22 protein-coding genes and 8 pseudogenes are annotated in these 26,247 nt (G+C 60.9%); 25 read left to right on the top strand and 5 right to left on the bottom strand.

Features of this window, described 5'->3' with window-relative positions:
• The coding region (locus AC066S_RS35165; protein ID WP_478271802.1) for a transposase at positions 1 to 237 on the bottom strand (237 nt) is incomplete at its 3' end.
• A 104-nt stretch (positions 238 to 341) separates the two neighbouring features.
• Here AC066S_RS35165 and AC066S_RS35170 point away from each other — a divergent pair.
• Together AC066S_RS35170 and AC066S_RS35175 are read left to right on the top strand one after the other, a co-directional pair.
• A pseudogene (locus AC066S_RS35170) lies at positions 342 to 1,971 on the top strand (DUF3141 domain-containing protein).
• 313 nt (positions 1,972 to 2,284) lie between these two features.
• Positions 2,285 to 3,266: pseudogene (locus AC066S_RS35175) on the top strand (IS3 family transposase); the annotation flags it as partial.
• Positions 3,267 to 3,529: 263 nt separating this feature from the next.
• Here AC066S_RS35175 and AC066S_RS35180 read toward each other — a convergent pair.
• Positions 3,530 to 3,799, bottom strand: a pseudogene (locus AC066S_RS35180) (transposase); the annotation flags it as partial.
• Between the two features lie 147 nt (positions 3,800 to 3,946).
• On the opposite strand from AC066S_RS35180, the pseudogene AC066S_RS35185 reads away from it, so the two are divergent.
• From AC066S_RS35185 to AC066S_RS35205, 5 genes and pseudogenes are all read left to right on the top strand, one after another.
• Positions 3,947 to 4,021, top strand: a pseudogene (locus tag AC066S_RS35185) (hypothetical protein); the annotation flags it as partial.
• A 57-nt stretch (positions 4,022 to 4,078) separates the two neighbouring features.
• Complete coding sequence (locus AC066S_RS35190) at positions 4,079 to 4,279, top strand: hypothetical protein (protein ID WP_235885257.1); 201 nt, start codon at positions 4,079 to 4,081, stop codon at positions 4,277 to 4,279.
• Entirely contained in the window at positions 4,276 to 4,623 is a 348-nt protein-coding gene (gene tnpB / locus AC066S_RS35195) for an IS66 family insertion sequence element accessory protein TnpB (RefSeq protein ID WP_126261886.1), read from the top strand. The genes AC066S_RS35190 and tnpB overlap by 4 nt, the downstream gene beginning before the upstream one ends.
• Positions 4,624 to 4,717: 94 nt before the next feature.
• Positions 4,718 to 5,473 (top strand): annotated as a pseudogene (gene tnpC, locus AC066S_RS35200) (IS66 family transposase); the annotation flags it as partial.
• Between the two features lie 172 nt (positions 5,474 to 5,645).
• Positions 5,646 to 7,170, top strand: a pseudogene (locus AC066S_RS35205) (type IV secretory system conjugative DNA transfer family protein); the annotation flags it as partial.
• On the opposite strand, the pseudogene AC066S_RS35210 reads toward AC066S_RS35205, so the two are convergent.
• Positions 7,167 to 7,797, bottom strand: a pseudogene (locus AC066S_RS35210) (transposase); the annotation flags it as partial. The pseudogenes AC066S_RS35205 and AC066S_RS35210 sit on opposite strands and share 4 nt — an antisense overlap.
• A gap of 72 nt (positions 7,798 to 7,869) precedes the next feature.
• A pseudogene (locus AC066S_RS35215) lies at positions 7,870 to 8,382 on the bottom strand (integrase core domain-containing protein); the annotation flags it as partial.
• 313 nt (positions 8,383 to 8,695) lie between these two features.
• Here AC066S_RS35215 and trbB point away from each other — a divergent pair.
• From trbB to AC066S_RS35270, 11 genes are read left to right on the top strand one after another with little or no spacing between them, the layout of a single operon-like run.
• The gene (trbB, locus tag AC066S_RS35220) at positions 8,696 to 9,694 is read left to right on the top strand and encodes a P-type conjugative transfer ATPase TrbB (protein ID WP_126261890.1); all 999 of its coding nucleotides are present in this window, start codon (positions 8,696 to 8,698) and stop codon (positions 9,692 to 9,694) included.
• Positions 9,691 to 10,032, top strand: a complete 342-nt coding sequence (locus AC066S_RS35225; RefSeq protein WP_126261884.1) for a TrbC/VirB2 family type IV secretion system protein — start codon at positions 9,691 to 9,693, stop codon at positions 10,030 to 10,032. The genes trbB and AC066S_RS35225 overlap by 4 nt, the downstream gene beginning before the upstream one ends.
• Complete coding sequence (locus tag AC066S_RS35230; protein WP_164719113.1) at positions 10,032 to 10,307, top strand: VirB3 family type IV secretion system protein; 276 nt, start codon at positions 10,032 to 10,034, stop codon at positions 10,305 to 10,307. The genes AC066S_RS35225 and AC066S_RS35230 overlap by 1 nt, the downstream gene beginning before the upstream one ends.
• Positions 10,308 to 10,314: 7 nt before the next feature.
• Entirely contained in the window at positions 10,315 to 12,747 is a 2,433-nt protein-coding gene (gene trbE / locus AC066S_RS35235) for a conjugal transfer protein TrbE (protein ID WP_126261883.1), read from the top strand.
• Between the two features lie 2 nt (positions 12,748 to 12,749).
• On the top strand, positions 12,750 to 13,508 hold the full coding sequence (trbJ, locus tag AC066S_RS35240; protein WP_126261882.1) for a P-type conjugative transfer protein TrbJ: 759 nt from the start codon (positions 12,750 to 12,752) through the stop codon (positions 13,506 to 13,508).
• Positions 13,509 to 13,518: 10 nt separating this feature from the next.
• Entirely contained in the window at positions 13,519 to 13,836 is a 318-nt protein-coding gene (gene trbK-alt / locus AC066S_RS35245; protein ID WP_126261881.1) for a putative entry exclusion protein TrbK-alt, read from the top strand.
• A 3-nt stretch (positions 13,837 to 13,839) separates the two neighbouring features.
• On the top strand, positions 13,840 to 15,201 hold the full coding sequence (gene trbL, locus AC066S_RS35250) for a P-type conjugative transfer protein TrbL (protein ID WP_126261880.1): 1,362 nt from the start codon (positions 13,840 to 13,842) through the stop codon (positions 15,199 to 15,201).
• A 3-nt stretch (positions 15,202 to 15,204) separates the two neighbouring features.
• Positions 15,205 to 15,894 carry a conjugal transfer protein TrbF gene (gene trbF / locus AC066S_RS35255; protein WP_126261879.1) on the top strand — a complete coding sequence of 230 codons (690 nt, stop codon included), beginning with the start codon at positions 15,205 to 15,207 and terminating at the stop codon, positions 15,892 to 15,894.
• The gene (gene trbG / locus AC066S_RS35260) at positions 15,891 to 16,970 is read left to right on the top strand and encodes a P-type conjugative transfer protein TrbG (RefSeq protein ID WP_126261878.1); all 1,080 of its coding nucleotides are present in this window, start codon (positions 15,891 to 15,893) and stop codon (positions 16,968 to 16,970) included. The genes trbF and trbG overlap by 4 nt, the downstream gene beginning before the upstream one ends.
• The gene (locus AC066S_RS35265; protein WP_126261877.1) at positions 16,961 to 18,169 is read left to right on the top strand and encodes a TraB/TrbI/VirB10 family type IV secretion system protein; all 1,209 of its coding nucleotides are present in this window, start codon (positions 16,961 to 16,963) and stop codon (positions 18,167 to 18,169) included. Before trbG ends, AC066S_RS35265 begins: the two co-directional genes overlap by 10 nt.
• Positions 18,166 to 18,423, top strand: coding sequence for a DUF2274 domain-containing protein (locus tag AC066S_RS35270; RefSeq protein ID WP_164719112.1), 258 nt, complete (start codon positions 18,166 to 18,168; stop codon positions 18,421 to 18,423). Before AC066S_RS35265 ends, AC066S_RS35270 begins: the two co-directional genes overlap by 4 nt.
• Here AC066S_RS35270 and AC066S_RS35275 read toward each other — a convergent pair.
• The gene (locus tag AC066S_RS35275) at positions 18,387 to 19,304 is read right to left on the bottom strand and encodes a LysR family transcriptional regulator (protein ID WP_126261876.1); all 918 of its coding nucleotides are present in this window, start codon (positions 19,302 to 19,304) and stop codon (positions 18,387 to 18,389) included. The two genes, AC066S_RS35270 and AC066S_RS35275, sit on opposite strands and share 37 nt — an antisense overlap.
• Positions 19,305 to 20,041: 737 nt before the next feature.
• On the opposite strand from AC066S_RS35275, the gene AC066S_RS35280 reads away from it, so the two are divergent.
• The 7 genes from AC066S_RS35280 (at position 20,042) to AC066S_RS35310 (ending at position 26,236) form a co-directional block, all read left to right on the top strand.
• On the top strand, positions 20,042 to 20,320 hold the full coding sequence (locus AC066S_RS35280) for a helix-turn-helix domain-containing protein (RefSeq protein ID WP_126261875.1): 279 nt from the start codon (positions 20,042 to 20,044) through the stop codon (positions 20,318 to 20,320).
• Between the two features lie 534 nt (positions 20,321 to 20,854).
• Positions 20,855 to 21,154 (top strand): hypothetical protein, encoded by a 300-nt coding sequence (locus AC066S_RS35285; RefSeq protein WP_126261874.1) that lies wholly within the window; start codon positions 20,855 to 20,857, stop codon positions 21,152 to 21,154.
• A 228-nt stretch (positions 21,155 to 21,382) separates the two neighbouring features.
• Positions 21,383 to 21,532, top strand: coding sequence for a DUF2274 domain-containing protein (locus AC066S_RS35290; protein WP_478271804.1), 150 nt, complete (start codon positions 21,383 to 21,385; stop codon positions 21,530 to 21,532).
• Between the two features lie 1,021 nt (positions 21,533 to 22,553).
• A complete protein-coding gene (amoC, locus tag AC066S_RS35295; protein WP_126261873.1) occupies positions 22,554 to 23,345 on the top strand; it encodes a bacterial ammonia monooxygenase, subunit AmoC in 792 nt (263 codons plus the stop codon).
• Between the two features lie 120 nt (positions 23,346 to 23,465).
• Complete coding sequence (gene amoA / locus AC066S_RS35300; protein WP_126261872.1) at positions 23,466 to 24,323, top strand: bacterial ammonia monooxygenase, subunit AmoA; 858 nt, start codon at positions 23,466 to 23,468, stop codon at positions 24,321 to 24,323.
• 27 nt (positions 24,324 to 24,350) lie between these two features.
• Positions 24,351 to 25,673: a bacterial ammonia monooxygenase, subunit AmoB gene (gene amoB / locus AC066S_RS35305; RefSeq protein ID WP_126261871.1), complete on the top strand. Its 1,323-nt coding sequence runs from the start codon at positions 24,351 to 24,353 to the stop codon at positions 25,671 to 25,673.
• Positions 25,674 to 25,768: 95 nt separating this feature from the next.
• On the top strand, positions 25,769 to 26,236 hold the full coding sequence (locus AC066S_RS35310) for a hypothetical protein (protein WP_126261870.1): 468 nt from the start codon (positions 25,769 to 25,771) through the stop codon (positions 26,234 to 26,236).
• Positions 26,237 to 26,247: the final 11 nt, after the last annotated feature.

A 26,247-nucleotide genomic window follows, 5' to 3' on the forward strand; every position in this document is an offset into this window, starting at 1 on the left:
CGTGTCGCCAGCCAGGCGACGCTTGCCGGCTTCCAGGAACTCCTTGGACCAACCGTAATACATCGAGGCGGCGATGCCTTCGCGGCGGCAGAGCTCGGAGATGTTCTCCTCGCCCCGCAGCCCCTCCAGCACAATACGGATCTTCTCTTCCGCAGAGTAATGCCGACGGGTCTGGCGCCGGATGTCCTTCAACACTTGTTCAGCCGCCGGCTTACGCGGCCCGGATTTCTGCTTCATCTTCGCTCCTGGTGGCTACGATGAACCAGAAATCCTCCTTCCGGAAAACCCTTCAATCTGTCTCAAGAGTGCTGACGGCGAACACTGGCTGGGCGACCCTCGTCATGGCCGCGACAAACCCTGACTTGACAGGCCCTATTACCATCAATGGATCACCGGTGTCAGCTGTGTCGGGGAACATCGGCGACAACACCTTCCGCTACATTGCCGGCATATTCGGCGGAGTCTGGATTCCAATGTTTCTGTGCGACCTCGGCAAGGGAATGTTCGACGGCGCCAATCTCATACACAATTTCGAATTGCTCAATCCCGAGCGGCTATTCCTAAAGTACGCCAACCTTTTTCGCGACGTGGATACAGCGCGCGAAAGCTTCCTTGCAACAGAGACGTGGTGGGCCAGCTTCTGTCTGCTGCACGAGAACGAGATCTGCTGGAAAACCTGTTCATCGGCAACCGACTTGCCAAAAACAAAGCCTATCTAGCATCAGAACGTCAGCACGTGGATCTCAAGCAGATCAGGGCACCGATCATCGTGTTTGCCAGCCATGGCGACAACGTTACGCCACCCCAGCAGGCTCTGAATTGGATTACAGATGCTTACGAGAACGAAGAGGAAATCCGCGCCTGCGGCCAACACATTATCTATATGGTGCATAATGACGTCGGGCACCTCGGCATCTTCGTCTCGTCTAAAGTTGTCAATCGGGAGTTTAGGCAAGTCGCAACCACTCTTGAGGCGATCGAAGCGTTGATGCCCGGGCTCTACGAAATGTGCGTCACGGATATTCAGGAACATGATGGACGAAAAGACTACAGCGTTGAGCTAGTCCAACGCAGCTTCAAGGACATCCTGGCATTTAACGACAATTATCGCGACGAGCGTCCTTTCGGCGCGGTGGACCGCGCATCGCAACTTCAGGCACAGGTCTATCACCTGTTGCCCGCCCATTCGTCAGAGCTGCAGTCACGAAACTGACGGCCGAAGCCGGTCGAGCTGTTCATCCGCAGCGTTTGTCGCGAGCGCTACTCTCTTCGCAAAACCCGATGCTCGTCGGCCTCAAGTCCCGAGCTGAGCAGGTTCTTAGGTCTCGAGCAAAGGCCAGAGCGGATAATCCATTCTTGGTTGCGGAAGCGCTGTATGTGCAACATATCGAACGGACGATCATCTTCTGGCGCGACCTGCGCGACACGATCTATGAGCTGGTGTTCCACAGCATGTGGAATACTCCTTTGCAGGACTACTTTGGTAGTCGCTACGAGGTGAATACGAGGCAAACGACACTCGAAGAATTGCGGTCGCGCCCTGACGTTTGCTTTGCACTCAAGGCGATCGCGACCGGAGGCTTCATCGAAGCGGTCGTTCGTATGATGACGCTGCTTGTCAACGATCGCGGTGGTATTCGCCGCGATCGTCTGGACCGCTGGTCACGCGTTCTAACGCAGGACGAACCGTTCCGCTCTCTCGCGTCTGACCGCCTGAATGCAATCACTCGCCGGCAGACCATCATCGCGATCTTGGAGCCGGAACGAGCAATCGAGACGTTGCCATTGCTACTGGATGACTCTGAGGCACGACGCCGGGCCTATCTCGTCTCATGCTATATACCCGGCCCGGTTGCGGAAATGTCGCCAAGCACGACCGCCCTCTTACGGCGGTTCGCTCAAGTCCTTGACCAGCCTCCCGTCGCCGGCGATGTAACGGAAGATCCGTTGGCGGAAATGGGGCGCGAGTAACGCGCCGGTGGCTGGCGAGGGAAAGTATCCTCATTTTAATATCAGTTCTCGCCTTACACTCCCCTCTGATCGACGCCTGGCAGATATTTCGGAGGCCAGAACACAAGGTTACCAACTTACGTCGGCGCACATTACGCAAACGTATTTTCGGATCGAAGAACCCTAGATGGGATCATCATACCGTCATAATGGCGGACCCAATCTGGTCAGGGCCAACGACGACAGCTTAGAAGGCCGTGAAGTGGACCCCGGATTTTGGACCAGCGGCTTAGGTGGTGCGGATGCCGTTCCGTTTTGATAAACGGAGCGGACCATGAAGAAGACGAGACGGAAAATCGATGCGGCGCTGAAGGCGAAGATCGCCTTGGAGGCGCTGCGAGAACAATCAACGGTGACGGATCTGGCACAGCGCTACCAGGTGCATGTGAACCAGATTTATGCGTGGAAGAAGCAGCTTCAGGATCAAGCGGTTCGGGCGTTCGACGCGGGCGCTGGTCGGGATGGCGAGGCGGCTCACGAACTGGAGGTCGAGAAGCTCCACGCCAAGATCGGACAATTGACGGTCGAGCGAGATTTCTTAGCCAGGAGGTCCGGAAGATGAGCGCGCCGGATCGCCGAGGATTGCTTCAGCGCGATCATGAGAGTCTATCGATCCGCCGGCAATGCCAACTGCTGAGCGTTGCGCGATCGAGCATATATCGGCCGCCACGGCCGGCCAATGACAACGACGTTGAGCTGATGCGGCGGATCGACCAGCTGTTCACGGCCTGGCCGTTCCTGGGCTCGCGGCGAATGATGGCGATGCTCAATGGCGAAGGGTGTCGCATCAATCGCAAGCGCGTGCAGCGGTTGATGCGCCAGATGGGCATCGCGGCGCTTATGTGCCGATCGGCCAGGGCTTTCTATATCTGGTGGCGATCATCGATTGGGCGAGCCGTGCGGTGCTGGCCTGGCGCCTGTCGAACACGATGGACACATCGTTCTGCGTGTCTGCGCTCGAAGAGGCCTTGGCACGCTTCGGCCGGCCTGAGATCTTCAATACCGACCAGGGCAGCCAGTTCACCAGCGCCGCCTTCACCGGCACGCTGGCCGCCACTGGCGTCAGGATCTCGATGGACGGTCGCGGGCGCTGGATGGACAACGTGTTCATCGAGCGGCTGTGGCGCTCTCTCAAATACGAGGACATCTATCTCAAGGGTTATTCGGATGGCCACGAGGCCAAAGCCGGAATCGCCCGATGGATCGAGTTTTACAATTTCCAGCGCCCTCATCAGGCGCTGGAAAACCGCGCGCCGATGGCCGTCTGGCGGGCCGGCGTCACCGGCGCATTCGGCGAAGAGGCTGTGGATATGACGCTTCTCGCAAGCGAGAAGCTTGGACAACGCTGCGCGTTGCCCACATCCCCACAGCCACAACAGCAGCAAGCAAGAGTAGCGTAATGTTATTGGGAAGAACGAACGGCAGCAGTTCCACTTAAGAAGCCGGCCCCAGTGGTCCTCAGCATAGGGTCCACTTCAGCAGAGAGGTTTGTCGTCGGCGCCCGCTAGAGAGTCGTCCGTTAAGAAGGCGAATTGAGCGGGGCGGGACGGCCGAACGTGCGCCATAGCTGGAGCAGGATGAGGCACAAGAGTTCTCTGAGCCAGGCGAGGATGCGGCGGAAGTTGTGGCCGACGGCTGAGAGGATGACGTTAGCCGCATCGCCGGCGCGGCCTTTGAGGTAGCAGCGGCCGAGGTGACCATCGGCCTTCAGGTGTCCGATGATGGGTTCGATGGCGGAGCGGCGGCGCGGTTCGCGCTTGATGACACCGAAGACGCCGCGCGGTAAGCCCCCGGCGAGGGCCGTCTTCCCGGATTGCGTTCGAGCTGAGATGGTTCGCTCATTGATTTGCAAACAAATGAGCAAACGTTACGACGGTTACGGTTCTGTCCGGTCCAGAGCGGCGACGGCGGTGGACCACTGCCGAGAAGCTTCGGATTGTGGAGGAGAGTCTGGCGCACTGGGGCCAGTGTTGTCGAGGTTGCTCGACGACATGATGTTCACCGCAATCTGGTCACGGCCTGGCGGCGGCAGGCACGCACAGGTGTCCTCGCTTTCGAGCCTGGGCCGATGCAGCGGCAGGATGACGAGGTCCGTTTTGCGGCAGTCTCCATTGCGCCAGAACGGCAACCGTTGACGGCGCCCTCCGGGACCTGCGGTGCGATCGAGATCGAGTTCGCGGCCGGGGCTCGGATGCGGATCACGGGCGCGGTTGACGCGGCGGCGCTGAGCGCAGTCGTGGCGGCGCTGACCGATGGACGGCCACGATGATTCCGTTGCCTGCCGGCGTGCGGGTATGGCTCGCAACCGGCTATACCGACATGCGGAAGGGCTTTCCGTCGCTGGCATTGCAGGTCCAAGAGATCTTGCATCGCAACCCGCTGGGCGGCCACCTGTTTTGCTTCCGCGGTCGTCGCGGCAATCTCTTGAAGGTGATCTGGCATGATGGCCAGGGCGCCTGCCTGTTCACAAAACGCCTGGAGCGGGGTCGCTTCATCTGGCCGAGCCCGGCTGAGGGAGTGGTGACGATCTCGTCGGCGCAGCTCGGTTATCTCTTGTCCGGGATCGACTGGAGGCACCCACAAGAGACGTGGCGGCCGACATCGGTCGGATGAGGCTTTGCGCTTCCCGGATCGTGATGGATGTGATTCCATCATCGTCGTGACCACATCTGAATCGCTTCCCACCGATCTTGCCGCCGCGCATGCGATGATCATCGCGGAGCGCGCCGCGCGCCTTCAAGCGGAGGCGGTTGCTGCGAGCGCCAAAGCGGAAGCTGCCAATGCGAAGGCGGCCGAGGCACTGATCAGTTACCTCAAGCTCGAGATCGAGAAGCTGCGTCGCCAGATTTACGGCAGCCGCTCGGAACGCAAGGCGCGGCTCTTGGAGCAGATGGAGCTTCAGCTCGAAGAACTGGAAGCGGCGGCTATCGAAGACGGATTGGCGGCCGAGAGGGCGGCAGCCAAGGCGCAGACCGTGCAATCGTTCAAGCGCACGCGGCCGTCGCGCAAACCGCTCCCCGAGCATCTGCCGCGCGAACGCGTGGTGATCGCGGCGCCGGAGAGCTGTCCCTGCTGCGGGTCATTGAGGCTCTCGAAGCTGGGCGAGGACATCACCGAGACGCTGGAGGTCATTCCCCGGCAGTGGAAGGTGATCCAGACGGTACGCGAGAAGTTCTCGTGCCGGGACTGCGAGACGATCACCCAACCGCCGGCCCCCTTCCACGTGACGCCGCGCGGCTTTGCCGGGCCCAACCTCCTGGCCATGATCCTGTTTGAGAAGTTCGGCCAGCATCAGCCCTTGAACCGGCAGAGCGAGCGCTATGCCCGGGAGGGCATCGATCTGAGCCTGTCGACACTGGCCGACCAGGTCGGCGCCTGTGCGGCGGTCCTGCAGCCGCTCTATGGGCTAATCGAGCGCCACGCCCTGGCCGCCGAGCGGCTGCACGGCGACGACAGTGTGCTGCAGAAGCACACAGAAAGGATGATCGGAATGATCTGAAAATCTGTGTGCGCAAGCTGTGGCAGCGATGAGGGTTGGCCCCTCGGGATCGACTTTCAGGAGTAGGTCTCAAATCACTTCAAGCGGCTTCGCTTAAGAGGCGCGGTCGTGAGCGTTGAAGCTAACGATCGGGGATATTCACCGCAGTCTGACCGAACGCGGCATCGAGCGGGGGACCGCAAGCTACGTGCTATCAGGCGAAAGCCTCGATGTCCCCGTCATCGGACGTCTCGTCGATCGCGGTCTCGACGACGAGCTCAAGGGGACCGCTTATGCCGTCGTCGACGGCGTCGATGGCCGTACCCACTACATCAGGCTCCCCGATCTCGACGCCGCCGACAACAGCGCGCCGGGCTCAATCGTCGAGCTCCGCAAGTTCGACGACGCGAGAGGGCAGCGCCGCGCGGCGCTGGCCGTCCGCTCCGATCTGTCGATCGAAGCACAGGTGACGGCAAGTGGCGCGACATGGCTCGACCGGCAGGCGGTCGCGCGCGATCCAGTCGCACTTGGCCAGGCTGGCTTCGGCGCCGAGGTCCGCCCAAGCTATGGAACGACGGGCCGAGCAACTCATCGAGCACGGTCTCGCCGAGCGCCAGGCGCGTGGATTGGTGTTCGCGAAGAACCTTATTGGCACGCTGCGTCGCCGGGAGGTTGAAGCTTTGGGTGAGCAGCTCGCAGCGGAGACTGGCCGGCCGTTCAATCCGTCGGCCGCCGGCGAATATGTTGCTGGGACCTATAGACAGCGCTTCGCGCTCGCCTCCGGCCGCTTCGCGATGATCCGCGCGCAGCATGGCCGCGTCCTTCTGTTCGATCCGACCAATGCGAAATCGTCAGCCTACAACCCGTTGCTGGAAGTACGGCATGGCGAGTGGGAGGTGCGCGACGTCCAAAACATCGCCGACATCCTCGTCGACCCCGAGGGCAGCCTCGAGAAGCGGAACCACTGGGAGAAGACCAGTCACGCGCTGCTGGTCGGCGCCATTCTCCACGTCCTCTACGCCGAGACGGACAAGACGCTCGCCGGAGTCGCGGCCTTCCTGTCCGATCCCAAGCGGCCGATCGAATCGACGCTTGCCGCGATGATGCGGACGACGCATCTCGGCGAGGCCGGAGTCCATCCCGTCGTCGCGTCTGCGGCACGCGAGCTGTTGAACAAGTCCGGCAACGAGCGCTCTGGTGTCCTGAGCACCGCGATGTCGTTCCTCCGTCTCTACCGCGACCCCGTCGTCGCCGAGGTGACCAGGCGCTGCGACTGGCGGATCACCGACATCGTCGGGACAGAGCGAGCGACCACGCTTTACCTCGTGGTGCCGCCATCGGACATCAACCGCACCAAGCCGCTGATCCGGTTGATCCTCAACCAGATCGGCCGCCGATTGACCGAGGATATCCAGGCCAGGGCCCGCCGGCGCCGGCTCCTGCTGATGCTCGACGAATTCCCTGCACTCGGCCGGCTCGACTTCTTTGAGTCCGCGCTCGCCTTCATGGCCGGTTATGGCATCAAGAGCTTCCTGATCGCTCAGTCGCTGAACCAGATCGAGAAGGCCTATGGCCCAAACAACTCGATCCTCGACAATTGTCACATCCGGGTCAGCTTCGCGACCAACGACGAAAGGACCGCGAAGCGGGTGTCCGACGCATTGGGCATGGCGACCGCGCTGCCCTGATCGACGCGGATCGTCGCCGGATATCCCACTTCCTTGCAGGCCCTTTCGAGCATCGCCACGACGTCGCTGCCGCGGAAGGTGAACCGCGGCACCAGCGCCGGCGAGAAGCGGGAGAAGATATCGACGATCGTGAGCACGCGCAGTTTATGCCCGGTCGCCAGCTGATCATGAACAAAGTCCATCGCCCAGGTCTCGTTCGACCGCGTCGCTGGCCTGCGATCCTCGCGCAGCTTGGCCTTGACCCGCCGCTTCGGCGTTTTGTTGCGCAATTGCAGGCCCAATTCGCGATAGATGCGCCGCGTCTGGTTCTGGCCGTGGCGCCATCCCTCGCGGCGGAGCAGAACGTGGACACGGCGATAGCCGTAGCGAACGCGTGCATGACAGCATCTCCTTGTCGAGCGATAGATCCGCCACCAGCTTCTTCAGCTTGCCATTCTCCTCCTCGAGCTGCTTCAGCCGTCGCATCTCGGTCGGCAGCAGTCCGTCATACTTTTTCTTCCAATTGAAGTAGGTCGCCTGGCTAATCCCGGCCTTGCGGCAAATGTCCGCGACCGGGACCCCATCATGGCCCTGCTTGAGAATAAACGCCTTCTGGGCGTCCGAAAATCTTGAGGCTTTCATCGTTCTTCGCTCCTCCCCAGCCGGGGACTCGATGCGAAAAACTCTAGCGAAAAATGGTCCAGTTTGCCGGCCTCAGATCATTTGTACGCCAAGTGGCGCGGGTGGAGCAACGGACGATCGGCGGAGCTGGTCGGGGTTGCGCAGCCGATCGTCCGTTGCGGTGAGGTGGGCGGCGTAGGCCGCGGGAGTCAGGTATTTCAGCGACGAGTGTGGGCGCTGGAGATTGTAGTCGGCGACCCAATTGGCGATCTTGGCACGGGCGTCATCGAGATCGAAGAATAGGGTCTCGTTGAGCAACTCATCGCGCATCCGGCCGTTGAAACTCTCGATGAAGCCGTTCTGCATCGGCTTTCCCGGTGCGATGAAGTGCCAATCGATGACGACGGTGTCCTTGCACCAGGCGAGCATGGCGTTACAGGTGAACTCGGTGCCATGGTCGGACACGATCATTCCTGGCTTGCCGCGTCGCTCGACGATTGTCGTCAGTTCGCGGGCCACGCGCCGCCCCGAGATCGATGTATCCGGAACGGCGCCCAGGCATTCCTTGGTGACGTCATCGACGATGTTGAGAATGCGGAAGCGCCGAAGTCTGCACAGGGGCAACAGCGTCGCTTTTACAAATCTGCGCTCTCTTCCGATCTACCCGAACAGCAGACGTTTCAGCCGAAGTGCCGATTAGGGCGGAGGTTGCGCAGCCTCAGCCTGGAGACGCAACCTATTGCGAAAATTTGTGTGGGTTCGATCAGCACCCTTTCGATACAGCAAGTATTTTTTCTCTGCTCTACGCTGCGCTCCTACGACGGCTGAATACTTGTTGAACTGACCCTTTTCCTGCCTTTTCTATTCATCCCCGTCGCCGATCGCATTGCTGCGATTGACGCTCGACGGGGGAACGATCGTGGCGGGCACTTCACTCCATTCGGAAGCCTTCTCGCGTGGCGCGCGCATGCTGCGCACCGCGCTTGGCCCGGCAATTGCGACGTTCCTTGAAGACCCCTCGATCGTCGAGGTGATGCTCAACCCCGATGGTCGGCTCTGGATCGACAGGCTTTCGGGCGGCCTGGAGGATAGCGGACAGATGATGTCCGCGGCCGACGGCGAGCGGATCGTGCGCCTGGTCGCGCACCACGTCGGCGCGGAGGTCCATGCCGGTAGCCCTCGCGTCTCGGCCGAGCTTCCCGAGACGGGAGAGAGGTTCGAGGGGCTTCTCCCGCCTGTCGTTGCAGCGCCGGCTTTTGCGATCCGCAAGCCGGCCGTTGCGGTGTTCACACTCGATGACTACGTCGGCGCCGGCATTATGACCGGCGGTCAAGCGGCGGCGCTGCGGGCCGCCGTCGCCTCGCGCAAGAACATCCTGGTCGCGGGCGGCACTTCGACGGGTAAGACTACCCTCACGAACGCACTGCTCGCCGAAATCGCCGGCACCACCGATCGCGTGGTCCTGATCGAGGACACGCGCGAGCTGCAGTGTCGCGCTCCGAATCTTGTCGCGTTGCGCACCAAGGACGGTGTCGCGTCGCTGTCCGATCTGGTCCGGTCCTCCTTACGTTTACGTCCCGACCGCATTCCGATCGGGGAGGTGCGGGGCGGCGAAGCCTTGGAGCTCCTCAAAGCCTGGGGCACCGGTCACCCCGGTGGAATCGGAACGATTCACGCCGGCACGGCGCTCGGCGGGCTTCGCCGCCTCGAACAGCTGATCCAGGAAGCCGTCCTCACTGTTCCCAAGGCGTTGATCGCCGAGACCATCGATCTCGTCGCAGTGCTGCGCGGCCGCGGCAGCGAACGCCGCCTCGCTGAACTTGCTCTCGTCGCCGGCCTCGATCCCGTCACCGGCGATTACCGCGTCCAACCCGCCGGGGCGGGCGGCGAACCCTCGCTTTCCGGAGACCCGTCATGATCCAGTTTGCTTGCGCGACCGGTCGCGTTCGCCGTCTCGTCAACGACCTCGCGGCGATTGCTATCATCTCCGTCGCTTTCGCGCCCGCGGCCTACGCCTCTGGCTCCTCGATGCCGTGGGAGACGCCGCTCAATCAGATCCTGGAATCGGTGCAAGGTCCGGTCGCGAAAATCATCTCCGTCATCATCATCACCGTGACCGGCCTGACGCTTGCGTTCGGCGACACCGCCGGCGGCTTCCGCCGGCTGATCCAGATTGTCTTCGGACTGTCGATCGCCTTCGCCGCATCGAGCTTCTTCCTGTCCTTCTTCAGCTTCTCGGGTGGGGCGCTGGTCTGATGGCTGCACTTGTCGATCCAGAGGTGCCGGGTTTCTTCGCGCCGGTCCATCGCGCGCTCACGGACCCGATCCTGATGGGTGGCGCGCCGCGTACCGTCGCGATCGCCAACGGCACGTTGGCGGCCGCCATCGCGCTCGGCCTGCGCCTCTGGATCCCCGGCGCGCTGATCTGGGCCGTGGGCCACGCCGCGGCCGTCTGGGCAGCCAAGCGCGACCCGCAGTTCGTGGACGTCGTTCGACGCCACCTCCGCTATCCACCCTACCTCGGTGCATGAGGCTTCCATGCTGAACCTCGCCGAATATCGCAATCGGCCCGCCAGCCTTCCCGACTTCCTGCCCTGGGCCGCGTTGGTCGAACGCGGTGTGGTCCTCAACAAGGACGGATCGTTCCAACGGACGGCGCGCTTCCGTGGTCCGGATCTCGACAGCGCAACCTCTGCGGAGTTGGTCGGCGTGACGGCCCGGCTCAACAACGCATTGCGCCGCCTCGGCTCAGGCTGGGCGATCTTCGTCGAGGCCCAGCGCAGCGCCGCCCAGACCTATCCCTACAACGCCTTTCCCGATGCGGCATCCGCGCTGGTCGATCTGGAGCGGCGGGATGCTTTCGAGGAGGCCGGTGCCCATTTCGAGAGCCGCTATTTCCTGACCTTCGTCTGGCTCCCGCCGGCCGAGGACGCCTCGCGGATCGAGGGCTGGCTCTATGAGGGCCGCGCGCAGAACGGCGTCGATCCCTACGAACTGCTGCGCGGCTTCGTCGATCGGACTAACCGCGTCCTGCAACTGGTGGAAGGCTTCATGCCCGAGGTGGCGTGGCTGGATGACGGCGACACGCTCACCTACCTGCACTCGACCGTCTCAACGCGGCAACAGCGCGTCCGCGTCCCAGAGACGCCGATGCATCTCGACGCGCTGCTCGCGGACGAGCCGCTCGCCGGCGGCCTCGAGCCGCGCCTCGGCAGCCACCACCTTCGCACGCTCACCGTGGTCGGTTTTCCGACCGCGACCCATCCCGGAATCCTCGACGAGTTGAACCGGCTTGCGTTCCCTTACCGCTGGTCGACGCGCGCGATCCTCCTCGACAAGACCGAGGCGGTGAAGCTGCTGACCAGGATCCGTCGACAGTGGTTTGCCAAGCGAAAGTCGATCGCCGCCATCGTCAGGGAGGTGATGACGAATGAGACGTCGACACTGGTCGATAGTGATGCAGCCAACAAGGCCGTCGATGCCGATCTCGCCTTACAGGAACTGGGCACCGATGACGTCGGGCAGGCCTACGTCACCGCGACCGTCACTGTCTGGGATGAGGACCCCAGCCGCGCCACTGAGAAGCTTCGCCTCGTCGAGAAAGTCATCCAGGGACGCGACTTCACCTGCATGCCCGAAGGGGTGAATGCGCTCGAAGCCTGGCTCGGCTCACTGCCGGGGCACGCCTACGCCAACGTCCGCCAGCCACCGCTCTCAACATTGAACCTGGCCCACATGATTCCGCTTTCGGCGGTCTGGGCCGGGCCGGCGCGCGATGAGCATTTCCGCAGCGCACCGCTCTTCTTCGGCAAGACCGAAGGTTCGACGCCGTTCCGCTTCTCGCTGCATGTCGGCGACGTCGGCCATACCCTGATCGTCGGCCCGACCGGCGCCGGCAAGTCCGTGCTGCTGGCGCTGATGGCGATCCAGTTCCGCCGCTACCGCAAGAGCCAGATCTTTGCCTTCGATTTCGGTGGCTCGATCCGCACCGCGGCGCTTGCCATGGGCGGCGATTGGCACGACCTCGGTGGCAGTCTGTCGAACAATGCCGAGGACTCCGTCTCTCTTCAGCCGCTCGCACGCATCGGCGATGCGGCGGAGCGTGCCTGGGCTGCCGATTGGGTGACCGCGATCCTCGCCAAGGAAGGCGTTACCATCGATCCGACCGCGAAGGAGCATGTCTGGTCGGCTTTGACCTCACTGGCTTCCTCTCCTGTCGAGGAACGGACGATCACCGGACTGACAGTCCTGTTGCAGTCGACCGCGCTCAAACAGGCGCTGCAACCCTATTGCGTCGGCGGTCCCTCCGGCCGGCTGCTCGACGCCGAGGCCGAGCACCTCGGCTTCACGTCAGTCCAGGCTTTCGAAACCGAGGGCCTGATCGGTGCTGATGCTGCGCCCGCCGTCCTCACCTACCTCTTTCATCGTATCGAGGGCCGGCTCGACGGCCGGCCGACGCTCCTCATCATCGACGAGGGCTGGCTTGTGCTCGACGATCCGGCCTTCGCCCAGCAGCTGCGCGAATGGCTGAAGACGCTCCGGAAGAAGAACGCCTCTGTCGTCTTCGCCACGCAATCGCTCTCCGACATCGACGGCAGCAATATCGCGCCCGCGATCGTCGAAAGCTGCCCGACGCGGATCTTCCTGCCGAACGAGCGCGCCATTGAGCCGCAGCTTACGGCGATCTATCGGCGCTTCGGTCTCAACGATCGCCAGATCGAGATCATCGCGCGAGCGACGCCGAAGCGGGACTACTACTGCCAATCGCGGCGCGGCAATCGACTGTTTGAGCTCGGCCTCGGACCGATTGCGCTGGCCTTCTGCGCGGCATCCTCGAAGGCCGATCATGCCGCCATCGAACGGCTGCTCGCCGAGCACGGCCGCGAGAATTTTACGCCGGCCTTTCTCGCCGATCACGAGCTGCTGTGGGCCGCCGATCTCATCCCTGACCTGACAAACCTGGAGGTGTAATCATGACCGTCCGCAAGACCCGGCGCGCCAGCCTGATGGTCGCGACCGCCCTCTCACTCGCCCTGTCGCTTCAGCCGCTTGTGACGACACCGACCTCTGCGCAGTGGATCGTCTACGACCCCATGAACTTCAGCCAGAACGTGCTGACGGCGGCGCGCGAGCTGCAGCAGATCAACAATCAAATCCAAATGCTGACCAACCAGTCCCAGAGCCTGGTGAATCAGGCGAAGAATCTTGCGAGCCTGCCGATGTCGACGCTGGCCCAGCTCCAGTCGACGATCGCGCGGACCCAATCGCTTCTCACGCAAGCGCAGAACATTTCTTTCAACGTTCAGCAGATTCAAACCGCGTACTCCAGCAGCTACGGCGCGGCACCGACCACCGGGTCCAACGCGACGCTGTTCGCCGCCGCCCAAACCCGTTGGCAGAACTCGGTGGGCGCATTCGAGGACTCGCTGAAGGTCCAGGCAGGCGTCGTCGGCAATATCTCGACCAACTCCAGCGCGATGACGTCGCTGGTCACAGCCAGCCAGTCCGCAACTGGCGCGCTGCAGGCGGCTCAAGCCGGCAACCAGCTCCTCGCCCTGCAATCCCAGCAGCTTTCTGACCTTGTCGCGGTTCTCGTCGCCAAGGGACGCGCGGACGCGCTGGAGCAGGCGCGTGTGACGGCAACGGAGTCGCAGGGCCAGCAGCAATACAAGATCTTCTCGACGCGCAGTGGCTACCAGCCCGGCAACGTCACCATGTTTAGCAGCAACTAAAGGCGAGGATATGGAGCGCTCGGATATGTTGCGTGCAGCCGCGATGGTCATTCTGTTGGCCGTCTTCATGGCTACGCTGTCCTTCATCCATCGGCGTCCCGCGTCACAGCCCATATCCGAGACGCCTGCCGTCTCCGCACCCGACGATTTCTCGGCCGAGCTGCGCCGCTGCCGCGCGCTTGGACCAGAGGATGCCGAAGATCCGCACTGCAGAGCGGTCTGGGAGGAGAACCGCGCGCGCTTCTTCGGCAGGCCGGCGCGGCCACTTCTGCCGCAGGCCGCGCCGGCCCCATCGTCGACGACGAACGCTGCGGAAGGAGGGAGGTAGGCCATGAACAATGTCGGCGTCATTGACACCTTCCTCAATATCTTCACCACCTATGTCGATTCAGGCTTTGGCCTGGTCACAGGCGAGGTCACCTATCTCGCCTCGACGCTGATCGTCATCGACATCACCTTGGCCGGCGTATTCTGGGCGTGGAGCGGAGACGAAGACATTCTCCAGCGGCTGGTGAAGAAGACGCTCTATATCGGTTTCTTCGCCTTCATCATCACCAACTTCAACAGTCTCTCGGGCGTCATCTTCAACAGCTTCGCCGGCCTTGGCCTGAAGGCCGGCGGCTCCTCGATCTCGACAGCGGATTTCCTGCGGCCCGGCCGGCTCGCGCAGGTCGGCCTCGACGCGGGGCAGCCGCTGCTCGACGCCGCAAGCCAGATGATGGGCTTCACCAGCTTCTTTGCAAACTTCGTCCAGATCGCGGTGCTGATGGTGTCCTGGCTCCTGGTGCTGATCGCGTTCTTCATACTGTCGGTGCAACTGTTCGTCACGTTGATCGAGTTCAAGCTGACGACGCTTGCCGGCTTCATCCTCATTCCCTTCGCCCTTTTCAACAAGACCGCCTTCCTTGCGGAGAAGGTGTTGGGCAACGTCGTCGCCTCCGGCGTCAAGGTGATGGTGCTCGCCGTCATCGTCGGCATCGGGACGGGACTCTTCTCCCAGTTCACCACTGCCTACGGCGGCGGCCAGCCAACCATCGAGCAGGCGCTCTCGGTCGTGCTCGCGGCGCTCGCCATGCTCGGCCTCGGCATCTTCGGACCCGGCATCGCAACGGGTTTGGTTTCGGGGGCGCCGCAGCTCGGTGCAGGCGCTGCCGTCGGTACTGGCCTTGCCGTCGCCGGCACGGCGATGGCCGGCGGCGCGGCGCTTGGGCTTGCCGGAAGGGGAGCGATGGCAGCAGCCTCCGGCGCCGCGGCCGCCGCACGTGGTGGTGCGGCGATGGCGGGTGGTATGTCCTCGGCCTACAGCCTTGCCTCAGCCGGCCGGTCCGGCGCTGGCGACGTCGCCTCTGGTCTTGGCGGCGCGGGCAGCGCGGCTGCCAGCGCGGCGGCAACTCCCGCCAGACGTGCCGTTGCGCAAGCAGCGGGGGCAATGAGCGAGAGCTTTACCGCAGGCGCCCGGTCCGGCGTCGCCAACACGGGTGGCTCGTCGACCATGGGGACCGTTGAGCGTGGCGGGGCCGCAAATGATGGAGCCGCCTCTCAAGCGTCGGCTGAGAGAAGTCCACCCGCCTGGGCGCAGCGCATCAAGCGCAATCAGGCGGTCGTTCACGGCGCGCAGACCGCCGCGCAAGCTCTCAAATCCGGCGACAGCCATGGCGGCGGCCACTCCGTCGAGCTATCAGGGGGAGAATAATCAATGTCAGTTTTTCGGCGATCGTCGATCCGCTACAGCCGCACGCCCGAACCCGAAACCCCGTATCAGCGCGCCGCGCAAGTGTGGGACGATCGCATCGGCTCGGCGCGCGTGCAGGCGAAGAACTGGCGGCTGATGGCCTTCGGTTCGCTGATCCTTAGTTGCGGCCTCGCCGGCGGGCTCGTCTGGCAATCCACGCACGGCAGCGTCGTTCCCTGGGTCGTGCAGGTCGACAAGCTCGGCGAGGCACAAGCCGTGGCGCCCGCTGTGGCTGACTACAGGCCGAGCGACCCGCAGATTGCCTGGTACCTCGCCCATTTCATCGTGATGGTGCGCTCGCTGCCGGCTGACCCGATCATCGTGCGGGCGAACTGGCTGAAAGCGTACGATTTCACGACCACGGCGGGCGCAATGGCGCTGAACGATTACGCCCGCGCCAATGATCCATTCGCCAGTCTCGGCAAGCAGCAGGTCGCAATCGACGTCTCCAGCGTCATCCGCGCCTCGCCCGACAGTTTTCGCGTGGCCTGGGTCGAACACCGCTATCAGGACGGCGCGCTCGCCGGCACCACACGTTGGACCGCCATTCTTACCATCGCGATTCAGCCGCCAACCGATGCCGACCGGCTGCGCAAGAATCCGCTCGGCATCTACGTCAACGCCATCAACTGGTCAAAGGAGCTGGGACAATGAACCCGCCGATTTCCTCAACAGCCGGCGGTCCGGCTTCGCGTCTCTCCGTCATTCAGCAAACCCGGAAACACGACGACGCGTGCTTCAGTAAATCCGCTTTGGCGGCTTTGCTGATGTCCGTCTCGGCCCTTGGCGGCTGCGCGCACAGTTTCATTCCGCCCGATATCAACTACGATAGCGCGGAGCCGGCGACGCTCACCTCTGATCCGCCGCCGCCCGTCAAGATCGTGGAATTGCCAAAACCCCTGCCGCTTCCCGGGCAGTTGAAACCGCTTGCCGCCGGCAAACGCGTCCCCGAAGCCGCGGACCCAAAGGTTCGCGTCAAACAGGCTAACGCCGCGGCACGCGTGCAACCGGTTCGGGGCGGCTTCATCAACGCGGTGCAAGTCTATCCGTTCTCCGGCGGGGCCCTCTATCAGGTCTACACGGCGCCTGGGCAGATCACCGATGTTGCCCTTCAGGAGGGCGAGCAACTCACAGGTTCCGGTCCGGTCGCCGCCGGCGACACCGTGCGCTGGATCATCGGCGATACCGAGAGCGGGGCGGGCGCGACCAAGAAGATCCACATCCTGGTCAAGCCGACGCGGCCGGAGCTGATCACCAATCTCGTCATCAATACCGACCGCCGGACCTATCTCCTCGAGCTGCGCTCGACGGAGAAGACCTACATGGCCTCGGTCTCCTGGCAATATCCCGAGGACCAGCTCATTGCGCTTCGCCAGCAGAATGCGACGGCGGAGGCCGCAGCGCCGATCGCCGCCGGCGTCGATCTCGGCTCGATCAACTTCCGCTACGCGATCGAGGGCGATGATCCGGCCTGGCGTCCGTTGCGCGCTTTCGACGACGGCAACAAGGTCTACATCGAATTTCCCAGCGGCATCGTTCAGGGCGAAATGCCGCCGCTGTTCGTCATCGGTCCGGCCGGCGGGTCCGAGTTGGTCAACTATCGAGCGAACCGCAACTACTACATCGTCGATCGCCTGTTCGCCGCCGCCGAATTACGTCTTGGCGACAAGGACAGCGAGCGGCGTGTGCGCATTGTCCGCACCGATGGAAGGCCGCGCTCATGGCGATAGGCAGCGAAGACGAACATCAAGGCGATGTCCCACTGCTCGCGCCGCCGGATCTTCGGCTCCGCGGCGAGCGGCCAGCGGTCACTCGCCTCTCACGCAAGATGTTGATCGGTCTCGGCGCGGTGTCTGCGCTTGCGGTCGCGGGAGCGCTCGGCTACGCCCTGCAAACCCGCAACAAGCAGCAAGCCGGCCAGGAGTTGCTCACCACCCAGAACAGGCCTTCGGCCGAGGGCCTCGCTGCCTTGCCGAAGGACTATACCGGGCTGCCGCGGCAGGCGCCGCCGCTCGGACAGCCGCTGCCCGGCGATCTCGGCAAGCCGATCCTGAATGCAGGCGCTGCACCCAACACCGTGGTCCCGGGAATGACATCCGATCCGGAGGCGCAGCACAGATCGCAGGAGATCGAGGCGGCGCGGGTCAGCCGCCTCTTCGCCCAGACTGTGCAGCAGCCGCAGAGCGTGGGCCAAATCATCCCGAATAACTCGACCGCAACCGCGACGACCCCGGCCGCGCCACCACCCGTTGATGCCGGGTCTGCGCAGAACATGCAGGATCGCAAGACGGCCTTCCTTACCGCGTCGACGGACAAGCGCACGGTCAGTCCGGACCGGCTCGAGGCCAAGGTCTCGCCCTATGTTGTGCAGGCGGGCACCGTGATCCCGGCTGCGCTCATCACCGGCATCAGGTCCGATCTTCCCGGCCAGATCACCGCTCAGGTCACCGAGGCGGTGTATGATAGTCCGTCCGGCAAGTATCTTCTGATCCGTCAGGGCGCAAAACTGATCGGCCAGTACGACAGCTCCGTTGCGTTCGGCCAGAGCCGCATCCTCCTGGTCTGGACCCGCATCATCATGCCGGACGGCAATTCGATCGTGCTAGAGCGCCAGCCTGGCGCCGACACCGGTGGTTATGCCGGGCTCGAGGACGAGGTCGACAATCACTGGGGCATGCTGTTCAAGGCCGCCGTCCTCTCGACCATGCTGAGCGTCGGAGCAGAGGCGGGCACGAGCCAGAATGAGAACAATCTCGTTCAGGCAATCCGCAGCGGCGCCTCCAATAGCATCAGCCAGACCGGCCAGCAGATCGTGCAGCGCCAGCTCAACATCCAACCGACGCTGACGATCAGGCCAGGTTTCCCGGTCCGCGTGATCGTTACGCGAGACCTGGTGCTGGCTCCCTACGGACAAAAAGGTGCGCGATGACGAAGCTCAAGCTTGCACCCCTCGAAGACGACAAACCGGTCAAGCTCACAATCGAACTGCCGGCGGCGGTCTTCAGGGATCTCAAAAGCTACGCTGAGATTCTGACGCGCAGCGGAAGCGCGGCGACGCCGACCGAACCTGCCAAATTGATCGCGCCGATGATCGAGCGTTTTATGGCAACCGATCGGGCCTTTGCGAAGGCACGGCGAAATGTCGCTCAGGCCTCACCGGGGGCAGCGGAAAGATCCGGATAGCGCTCGCGAAGCAGGTCGAGAAACGGACGCAGTGATGGATTGCTGTTCGTCTGCCGCCAGTACGCGCGGAAGCTCATTCGTGTCGGCCCCTCGGAGTCGTGGACCTCTCGGAAGGTGACGCCTGGATAGCTAGCGCCGGTCGCACCTTCCAATGCTAACAGAATACCCCCGTCCACGCCGACCAAGGGGAGCAGTTGCTCGATCGCCATTTCATGGCGAGGCAGCGTGAAAGCATCAAGAGCTCCCAATTTGCTGATGAGGAGCTTTAGAAATTCCGGTCCTGGGCCACGCTGCGAGATTAATAGCTGTTCGCCTTTTAGTTCGCCCCAGCGAATTAGGTGACGACTTGTGAGAGGATGCTCCGCTGGGAGGGCGGCGACGACACGCTCGCTCCAGAGCAACAATGACCTGTCGCTCCAGCTCGGATAGGACTCTGTCACCACGGCAATGTCAACGGCGGAGCTGGTGAGATCCGAGATCAAATGATCGCTCGCGCCGTCGACAAATTGTCGATCGACATCGGGAAACCGCCGCCGGTGATCGAGGAGAGTGGCCCGGAGATTGCCCGCTGAGAGGGAGGTGTGTACGCCAATGATCAAGCGACCACTCTCCCCACGCGAGCGGATCTTGAGGCGAGCGGTCATTGCCTCGGTCGAGGCTACGATGCGCCGGGCATCTTCAAGAAATTCGCGAGCTTCCATGGTCGGTCGCGTCCCACCGTTACTGCGGTCGAAGAGCTTGCTACCGACCGCGTGCTCGAGACTTCGAAGACAGCGACTGAGCGTTGGCTGCTTGATCCTGAGCGCCTCTGCTGCTTGGCGAAGGCTTCGGTGCTGGGACGCGACGATTGCCCAGCGTAGGTCGCGAAATTCCACTGGCACGGTCGAAGCATAACCCCTCTAGCTCGTATCGCTCGGTCAAGTGCTAGGATTCCAAACCACAGTTGGTATCAATCGATATATCAACCGGTAGTAGAATTCCCTTCCAAGTTAATCGGAAGCAAAGTTTCTGTCGAAATGGGTAGAACCGGGAACTTCATGGTGGTGGCACAATCCAGCGCGAGACTGCCCCAGGCCATACGCTTGCCGAGTTGCTATCCAGCGACAGCGTGCGAATAAAGGCCGAGGGCGGTGAGTCTCTGACATTTTATGAGACGAAGCGAACGAAGGTATTGAATTGTCGGGACTCTTCGTTGCTCAAAAATTCAACCCTGGTGGGCTGTGCCTTTGCGCCCATCGGCAGCTCTCTTGCAAGAGGCCAATCCGTTGCTCAACTTTACTCAACTCTTAGATTCACTGAGACATTGGTGGCTATTATAAGTCCTCGCGGCGGGTCGGTTCGCGTCGGGATCGCTGTGCAGGAGAGTTGCGCAACCTCACGGGACTTGGTGCCCTCCGCATCGGTATCCAGACGCAGATAAGTTAAGGCGTGTTCAGGAAAGGCAAAGATGCCCTTCGGCAGCTCATCAGTGACGCCCTGAGCTCTAAGCGGTTGTTCGATGCGATCCTGGTCCTCGACCCCGCGGCCACTTTCCGCCTGTTGTCAGTTCTCAGCAATCGAATCTAATAGCGGGTTATAGCCAGTGATTTGCCGCCCGCGCTCATGGCATGCTTTGCACATGAAAGCTCGTACACTTGTGGCTTGGAATGTGCGTCGGATTCGGCTTAGCCGCGGTATTTCGCAAGACAAATTGGCTTATGAGGCCGGCATTGACCGCTCCTACTTGGCCAGTCTTGAACGGCAATCAAAAAATCCGACAATCGATCTGCTCGGGCGCATCGCCGAGACCCTGGACGTACATCTGTCCGAGTTCTTCGTTAGGCCTTCCAAAAGTGTGGCCGCCAAGAGCTTTGCTAAAGGTCGCAAGCCGGCGGCGCTGCGTCCTGGTAAGGGATAGCTGTCATACGTCATTGACGGCCTATGGTTTTGACCACCCGACTTTGCGCGAGCATTCGGTCTCTACGCAACGCAGCCGCACATGTCGCGGGAGAGGACTGACCCTGGAGGAGGCAGCGAGCATGATTTTAGCAAGGTCTCGAGGGTCGAGAAGTATTGCTCGCCTGCACCACTCCTTGCTGTGTGCACATCGGAAGAACGGGTGCTAGACTTGTTTTGGAACTCGGACATTGATGGGGAGATCGCATCAATCAACGTCCCAGAAGCAATTATTGTTGCAGGCCCAAATGACATATCTGGGGCAGCTTGTTCAACTGCTTACAAGGCGCGGTGTTGTTTTACAGAACTTCCGATCCGCTTCGGATTTCACACGAGAGGGATCAATCCAGCCTTCAGCTCAAATTGCCGCCCAGCGTGCACGCACTTCATCGGACTCGCGCGCGCCGCACAGAGTGACAACCACATCGTCCTCGACAAGGGATTTGATCTTCGATGGGAGAATAGGCAAGTATAGCGACCGGCGGGAAAGCGCGGGATGCAGGCCGGAACCATGATCCTATATACCTACTCACGTGAGGCTGAACCGAACGAAGACCGCTGGAAAGACACAGGAATCCCGAGTTTCTTTTTTGCAGAGCTGGAGGAGGTACGACAGGTCGTTCTCGAGCTCCGCGAGGAAGTCGCCTCGGAAGAGGAGAAAGAGCCTTCATGGAGCCCGGTTCGCATCGAGCGGATTGAGCTCCTCGCTCCGACAGCGCAGAACGTCTTGACCCTGCTCAACGAGGGGATTGGACCGCTGATCCAGCGCTATGAAATCGTGGAAATCATTGCTTGACCGGCCAGTCCGTACCCGCGCAGTTTGCAGCCTTCTTTTTTTTGCCAGTCGCATTGCAACGACTTTTTCCCGGAGACACGCCAGATCGGTGAAGTGGAACTCCAGGATAAGATCTTCCTCAACGCCTCCGCCAACCTCGTCATCGTGAGCATGTCCCGGCAAATCGTCCAAGCAACCAAACATCACAGGCATGAAATAGCCCGATAGAGTCCGGACAACGCGGAGATTCTGACGCGGAACGGCAGCGCGACGCCAACCGAGCCCGCCAAATTGATCCCTCCGATGATCAAGCGCTTCATGGCGACCGACCGCGTCTTTGCGAAGTCACGGCGAAATGGCGCTCATTCCGTCCCTGGAGCGGCCGAGAGATCCGGATAGCGCTCGCGAAGCAGGCCGAGTAATCTAGGTGGATTATATTTCAGATCAACAGCTTAGAAGGTTTTTGGACGCAAAGGCGCCAGTTCTGATCAGTCATGCAGCGAGCCTGGGAATTTCCTGTTCTACCAATCGCAACAATCGGGTGTTGCGTGTCCCCGCAACCAAACTAACTATTTGATTTTGAACCGAAAAAGCCCGCCTTTGGCGGGCTTTTTCATGTCTTGCAAGCACTTCCTAGACGCTACAGTCTGTTACGATCAAAAGCCTTTTATTATCATGCCATTAAGCCGAACCTCTCCGATCGATTGCCGCGCGTTACAATTTTCTACATGGCACATGATTGGCACATGAAAGTTCGAGGTCGGATCGCTATCCAAACGGCAAATCCTTGGAAGCCACGGCCCACACGCGGCACCACCGCTACTGTTGGGCGATCTGGAGACCCGGCCATGTCGGCAGGCCGACCTTCTGGTGGCTTGCCATGTCAGAATTCGCATGGGCTGGTCATTGCGTTTGCCAAGCATAGGATATTTGGACACACCGAAGGGGCTTGAAGCTTACGCAGCGTCAGGTTGTATATTGGCCAACCTTCGTGATGTCTAAGGGAGCAAAACGGCCGGGAATGGTAACCAGCGCTGGTGATGGACGACGAGACGCACCGCATATGATGCTCAGCTGCGCCACCGAGTTCGGTCCGCTGATCGTCTTCCATGCTGTGAATGCGAAATTCCAGTTGATGGCGGAGGCTCAATTCTCAGGGTGGGAGCAAGGGGTATCGCGGAGAAAGACTGCACCGCACCTACCTGGATTGGTGGCCGCCGAATCCAACCGTTGGTCTATGCTGGTCCTTCAGGACTTGCAGATTTAGGAGAGATTAGGAGAGACGAGAATGGCCGCCTCAAGGAGGTAACCAGAAAGCTGGGAGCTTGAAGACAGATCATATCCTTTCGGTCAACGATCGGAGTGAGCATCACCCTCGTAGACAACATCACACCTTAGGCAATCTCCAGGAGGAGACAAGATGTCGATCACGATAACTCATAGCGCCAAGTCTGCCGCTGAGGACCGTACTCAGCCGTTGGGGAATTTCAAACTTGCAGCAGGAGTCACTCTGGCGGTGCTAGCGCTGATGGTGTTCTGGCGCATCTTTCAGCAGGTCTATGCTTGGAGTGCCGGCCTGGATTCGACTGAGCCCGCGTTCGATGCCGCCTGGATGACGTTGCTGAAGGTTGAGCTTAGCGTCATCCCTTTGCTCTGGGTGGTGACCTGGGCGTATCTATGGTTCACGCGAGACCGCAATCTTGGCGCGCTCAAACCGCGGGAAGAGCTCCGGCGCTACTTCAATCTGGTCCTGTTCAACTTCGTCTATGCCTTTTGCGTCTGGTTCGCTACCAGCTTCTTTGCCGAGCAGGACGCCTCATGGCATCAGGTTGTGGTCCGGGATACAAGCTTCACGCCAAGTCACATCGTGCTGTTCTACGGCACCATGCCACTCTACGTGCTGTTTGGCGTGGGATCATTTCTGTACGCGATGACGAGGCTGCCGAAGTTCGCAACGCAGATCTCAATTCCATTCGTGCTCGCGGTTGTAGGTCCGTTTCTAATATTGCCGAACTTGGGCTACAACGAGTGGGGTCATGCCTTCTTCCTGATGGAAGAGGTGTTCTCCTATCCCTTGCACTGGGGTTTTGTCGTGATGGGCTGGAGTGTGCTGGCCTTGGGTGGGCTCCTGATCCAGATCGCGATGCACATGCTTGAAGTGATCGGGCGGCTTTCTCAAGAGGACCAAGCTTCGGTCGCCACCCAGCGCTGAAACCGCTTATGAACCATTAATCGCGGACAGCCCGGCATGCAAAGCTGCCGTCTTGTAATCAGTCGGGCGTCGGCTTCCAGGAAGGTCGATCTCAACTCGGTAAAGAATTAGGAGGAAGCCATGCAAGGAGGAACGTCTGTGAGACTGTATGGCCTCGAATGGCCTAAAGAGTCAGCAAGAATCTCAAGAGTGTTTGACCTTCTCGTCGCCGCTATCCTTTTTCTGGCCGTCTCCGGCGCATTCCACCTGCATTACATGCTGACCGCAGGGGACTGGGATATGTGGATCGATTGGAAAGACAGACAGTGGTGGGTCACCCTGACTCCAATTATGGCCATAACATTCCCTGCAGCTTTGCAGTATGTGTTTTGGACGAAATTTAGACTTCCAATCGCCGCTACATTTGCGGTCGTTTGTCTTCTGTTCGGTCAGTGGATAAATCGATATTTCGGTTTCCACCTGTGGTCGTACTTTCCGATGAGCGAGGTCATTCCAGCGCTGCTGATACCTGGCGCACTAGTCCTCGATGTCGCTCTTTTGCTGACCGGGAATTTTCTGTTCACGGCGATGTCCGGCGCCTTTGCATTCGCACTGCTTTTCTACCCGACTAACTGGTTTTGGCTGGCGCCATATCGGCTACCCGTAGAAGTGATGGGGCAGCTTGTTTCCGTGGGCGATTACATCAGCTATGCATTCACCCGCACCGCGCTGCCTGAGTATATCCGGCTGATAGAGCGGGGCACGCTTCGAACTTTTGGTGGCCACTCAGCCATTATCGCGTCCTTTTTCTCGGCGTTCGTATCCATACTGATGTATTTGGCGTGGTGGCATATCGGAATGCTCCTCGCTCGTGTGGTAACGACGCCAAACGCCCTGAAGCATTTCATGGGGCTCACCGATAAGGATGAGCCAGCTGAGGCAGCCCAAAAAGCGATAGACGGTACCAGCCTGCAAGGGCGCTCCGTCGCAGCCGAATGATTCTGCTGGGACTGTGGAGGACTCCAAATGAGAACATTCTGTTTCCACGAAAGCTCATGCGTGCGTGTAGTCTTATCGGCAGCGGCGGCGATCATGCAGATCGGAATACTGATCTTCGTCCCAGATGCTGCTCTGGCGCATGGTGAGCGTAATCAGGAGCCGTTTCTGCGGATGCGAACGGCTCATTTTTACGATGTGAAGTGGAGCACGAACGAAACTCCCGTGAACGGTGAAATCGTTGTCACCGGCAAGTTCCGACTCTTCCCGATCTGGCCAGTCAACCTACCCCTTCCCGAAGCGGCCTTTCTGGGAAACGGGACGCCGGGCCCGGTGCTAGCCCGAACCGAGAGCTACATTAATGGCGTCCCTGCAATTCAGTCCACCAAACTGGAGTTGAACCGGGACTATGAATTCAAAACAGTGCTCAAAGGACGAGTGCCAGGCCACCATCACGTCCATCCGATGATCAACGTGATGGGAGCCGGGCCGCTGCTCGGACCGGGAAACTGGCTGACGGTGACGGGGAACGAAAGCGACTTCAAGCTTTCAATCAAAACTCTCAGTGGCGAGACTATCGACAATCTCGAAACCTGGGGCCTTGGCAGGGTGTTCTTCTGGCATGGCTTGTGGGTTGCGATCGCCATCGTGTGGCTTGTCTGGTGGTTGCGCCGGCCGCTCCTGCTGCCTCGTTTTCGCGCGTTGACGGAAAAAGGCGGCGATCGATCTCAGCTCGTTACCAGCACCGATCGCCTATTCGGGGCCGGTTTGCTCGTGGCGACGATTCTCATCGTATTCTTCGGCTTTCAGGCGACCGACACCGCTTATCCAAGGACGGTGCCGCTGCAAGGGTCCCGCGCAACCGTCGAGCCCCTACCGGAAGTGCCTGAGCAGGTCAAAGTTGCGGTCAACAAGTCAAACTATGACGTCCCTGGCCGCTCGCTTCGTATGAACGTGACACTGACGAACAATGGGAGCTCGTCAGCACAGCTTGGCGAGCTCTTAACTTCCAATCAGCGCTTCATCAACCATGAGGTTAGCCAGGCAATGGCGACGGTGGATCCGAATTACCCCAAGGAATTGCTTCCTCCGAATGGGCTAAAGGTGAGCGACAGCCGACCGCTCAAGCCGGGTGAAACGAAGACAGTCGATATCGAAGCGGCCGACGCGGCATGGGAGACGGAGCGCTTGAGTAGCCTGATCAACGATCCGGACAACACGTTGGGAGGACTGTTGTTCTTCTATGACGAGCACGGCAAGCGGACAATCTCAAACGTCAGCGGCCCCATGGTCCCTGTATTCACCGATCCCGACAACCGCACGGCTGAGAATCCGACAGGAGGTGCGGGTTGAACACCGTAAAAGCCGCAGTGCTTGGAATTCCATCTTTGCTCCTCATCCTAGACTGCGGTGGGGCGCGGCCAGCGATTGCACACGGGGGAGTATCGATGGAGAAAGACGTGTGCAAGCTTCGCGCAGGGCCCTATATGATGCATTTTACCGGATACCAGCCGGTCAAGCAGGGGAATCAGGAGTTTTGCGAGGACATTCCGGAAATCGGCCGCACCGTCATCGTCTTGGATACCATCGGCGATGTGCTACGTGATCTGCCCATCGAGGTGCGGTTGTTGCGAGACGCCGGCAACGACGTAGACAGCGAGGCCGTCCTTCGAATCCCGCCAAAAAAATATCCGACAGGCTCACTATCGTTTCAGTACACGTTCCCCGAATCCGGGCGCTTTGTGGGCCTCGTGACAGTCGGCGACGGACCGAAATACGTATCGAGATTTCCGTTTTCGGTTGGTTACGGCAACGGGATTTGGGTCCGATATAGGGACAGTTTCGCAATCGTTCTAGGAACGCTGGCAGCCGGGGCCGCCATGTTTTGGTACTCCACGTTGCGGAAGGAAACCTAGGCTATCACTTT

The sequence above is a fragment of the Bradyrhizobium sp. CFUWI genome, from assembly GCF_056429085.1.

Excerpts from the sequence above, each read along its gene's own strand:
- amoC (WP_126261873.1), top strand. The coding sequence starts at position 22,554 with ATGTCGATCACGATAACTCATAGCGCCAAGTCTGCCGCTGAGGACCGT.
- AC066S_RS35310 (WP_126261870.1), top strand. The coding sequence starts at position 25,769 with ATGGAGAAAGACGTGTGCAAGCTTCGCGCAGGGCCCTATATGATGCAT.
- trbF (WP_126261879.1), top strand. The coding sequence starts at position 15,205 with ATGTCAGTTTTTCGGCGATCGTCGATCCGCTACAGCCGCACGCCCGAA.
- tnpB (WP_126261886.1), top strand. The coding sequence starts at position 4,276 with ATGATTCCGTTGCCTGCCGGCGTGCGGGTATGGCTCGCAACCGGCTAT.
- trbK-alt (WP_126261881.1), top strand. The coding sequence starts at position 13,519 with ATGGAGCGCTCGGATATGTTGCGTGCAGCCGCGATGGTCATTCTGTTG.
- AC066S_RS35190 (WP_235885257.1), top strand. The coding sequence starts at position 4,079 with ATGCAGCGGCAGGATGACGAGGTCCGTTTTGCGGCAGTCTCCATTGCG.
- AC066S_RS35225 (WP_126261884.1), top strand. The coding sequence starts at position 9,691 with ATGATCCAGTTTGCTTGCGCGACCGGTCGCGTTCGCCGTCTCGTCAAC.
- trbE (WP_126261883.1), top strand. The coding sequence starts at position 10,315 with ATGCTGAACCTCGCCGAATATCGCAATCGGCCCGCCAGCCTTCCCGAC.
- trbG (WP_126261878.1), top strand. The coding sequence starts at position 15,891 with ATGAACCCGCCGATTTCCTCAACAGCCGGCGGTCCGGCTTCGCGTCTC.
- trbJ (WP_126261882.1), top strand. The coding sequence starts at position 12,750 with ATGACCGTCCGCAAGACCCGGCGCGCCAGCCTGATGGTCGCGACCGCC.
- amoB (WP_126261871.1), top strand. The coding sequence starts at position 24,351 with ATGAGAACATTCTGTTTCCACGAAAGCTCATGCGTGCGTGTAGTCTTA.
- AC066S_RS35265 (WP_126261877.1), top strand. The coding sequence starts at position 16,961 with ATGGCGATAGGCAGCGAAGACGAACATCAAGGCGATGTCCCACTGCTC.
- trbL (WP_126261880.1), top strand. The coding sequence starts at position 13,840 with ATGAACAATGTCGGCGTCATTGACACCTTCCTCAATATCTTCACCACC.
- amoA (WP_126261872.1), top strand. The coding sequence starts at position 23,466 with ATGCAAGGAGGAACGTCTGTGAGACTGTATGGCCTCGAATGGCCTAAA.
- AC066S_RS35285 (WP_126261874.1), top strand. The coding sequence starts at position 20,855 with ATGCAGGCCGGAACCATGATCCTATATACCTACTCACGTGAGGCTGAA.
- AC066S_RS35280 (WP_126261875.1), top strand. The coding sequence starts at position 20,042 with ATGAAAGCTCGTACACTTGTGGCTTGGAATGTGCGTCGGATTCGGCTT.
- AC066S_RS35230 (WP_164719113.1), top strand. The coding sequence starts at position 10,032 with ATGGCTGCACTTGTCGATCCAGAGGTGCCGGGTTTCTTCGCGCCGGTC.
- AC066S_RS35270 (WP_164719112.1), top strand. The coding sequence starts at position 18,166 with ATGACGAAGCTCAAGCTTGCACCCCTCGAAGACGACAAACCGGTCAAG.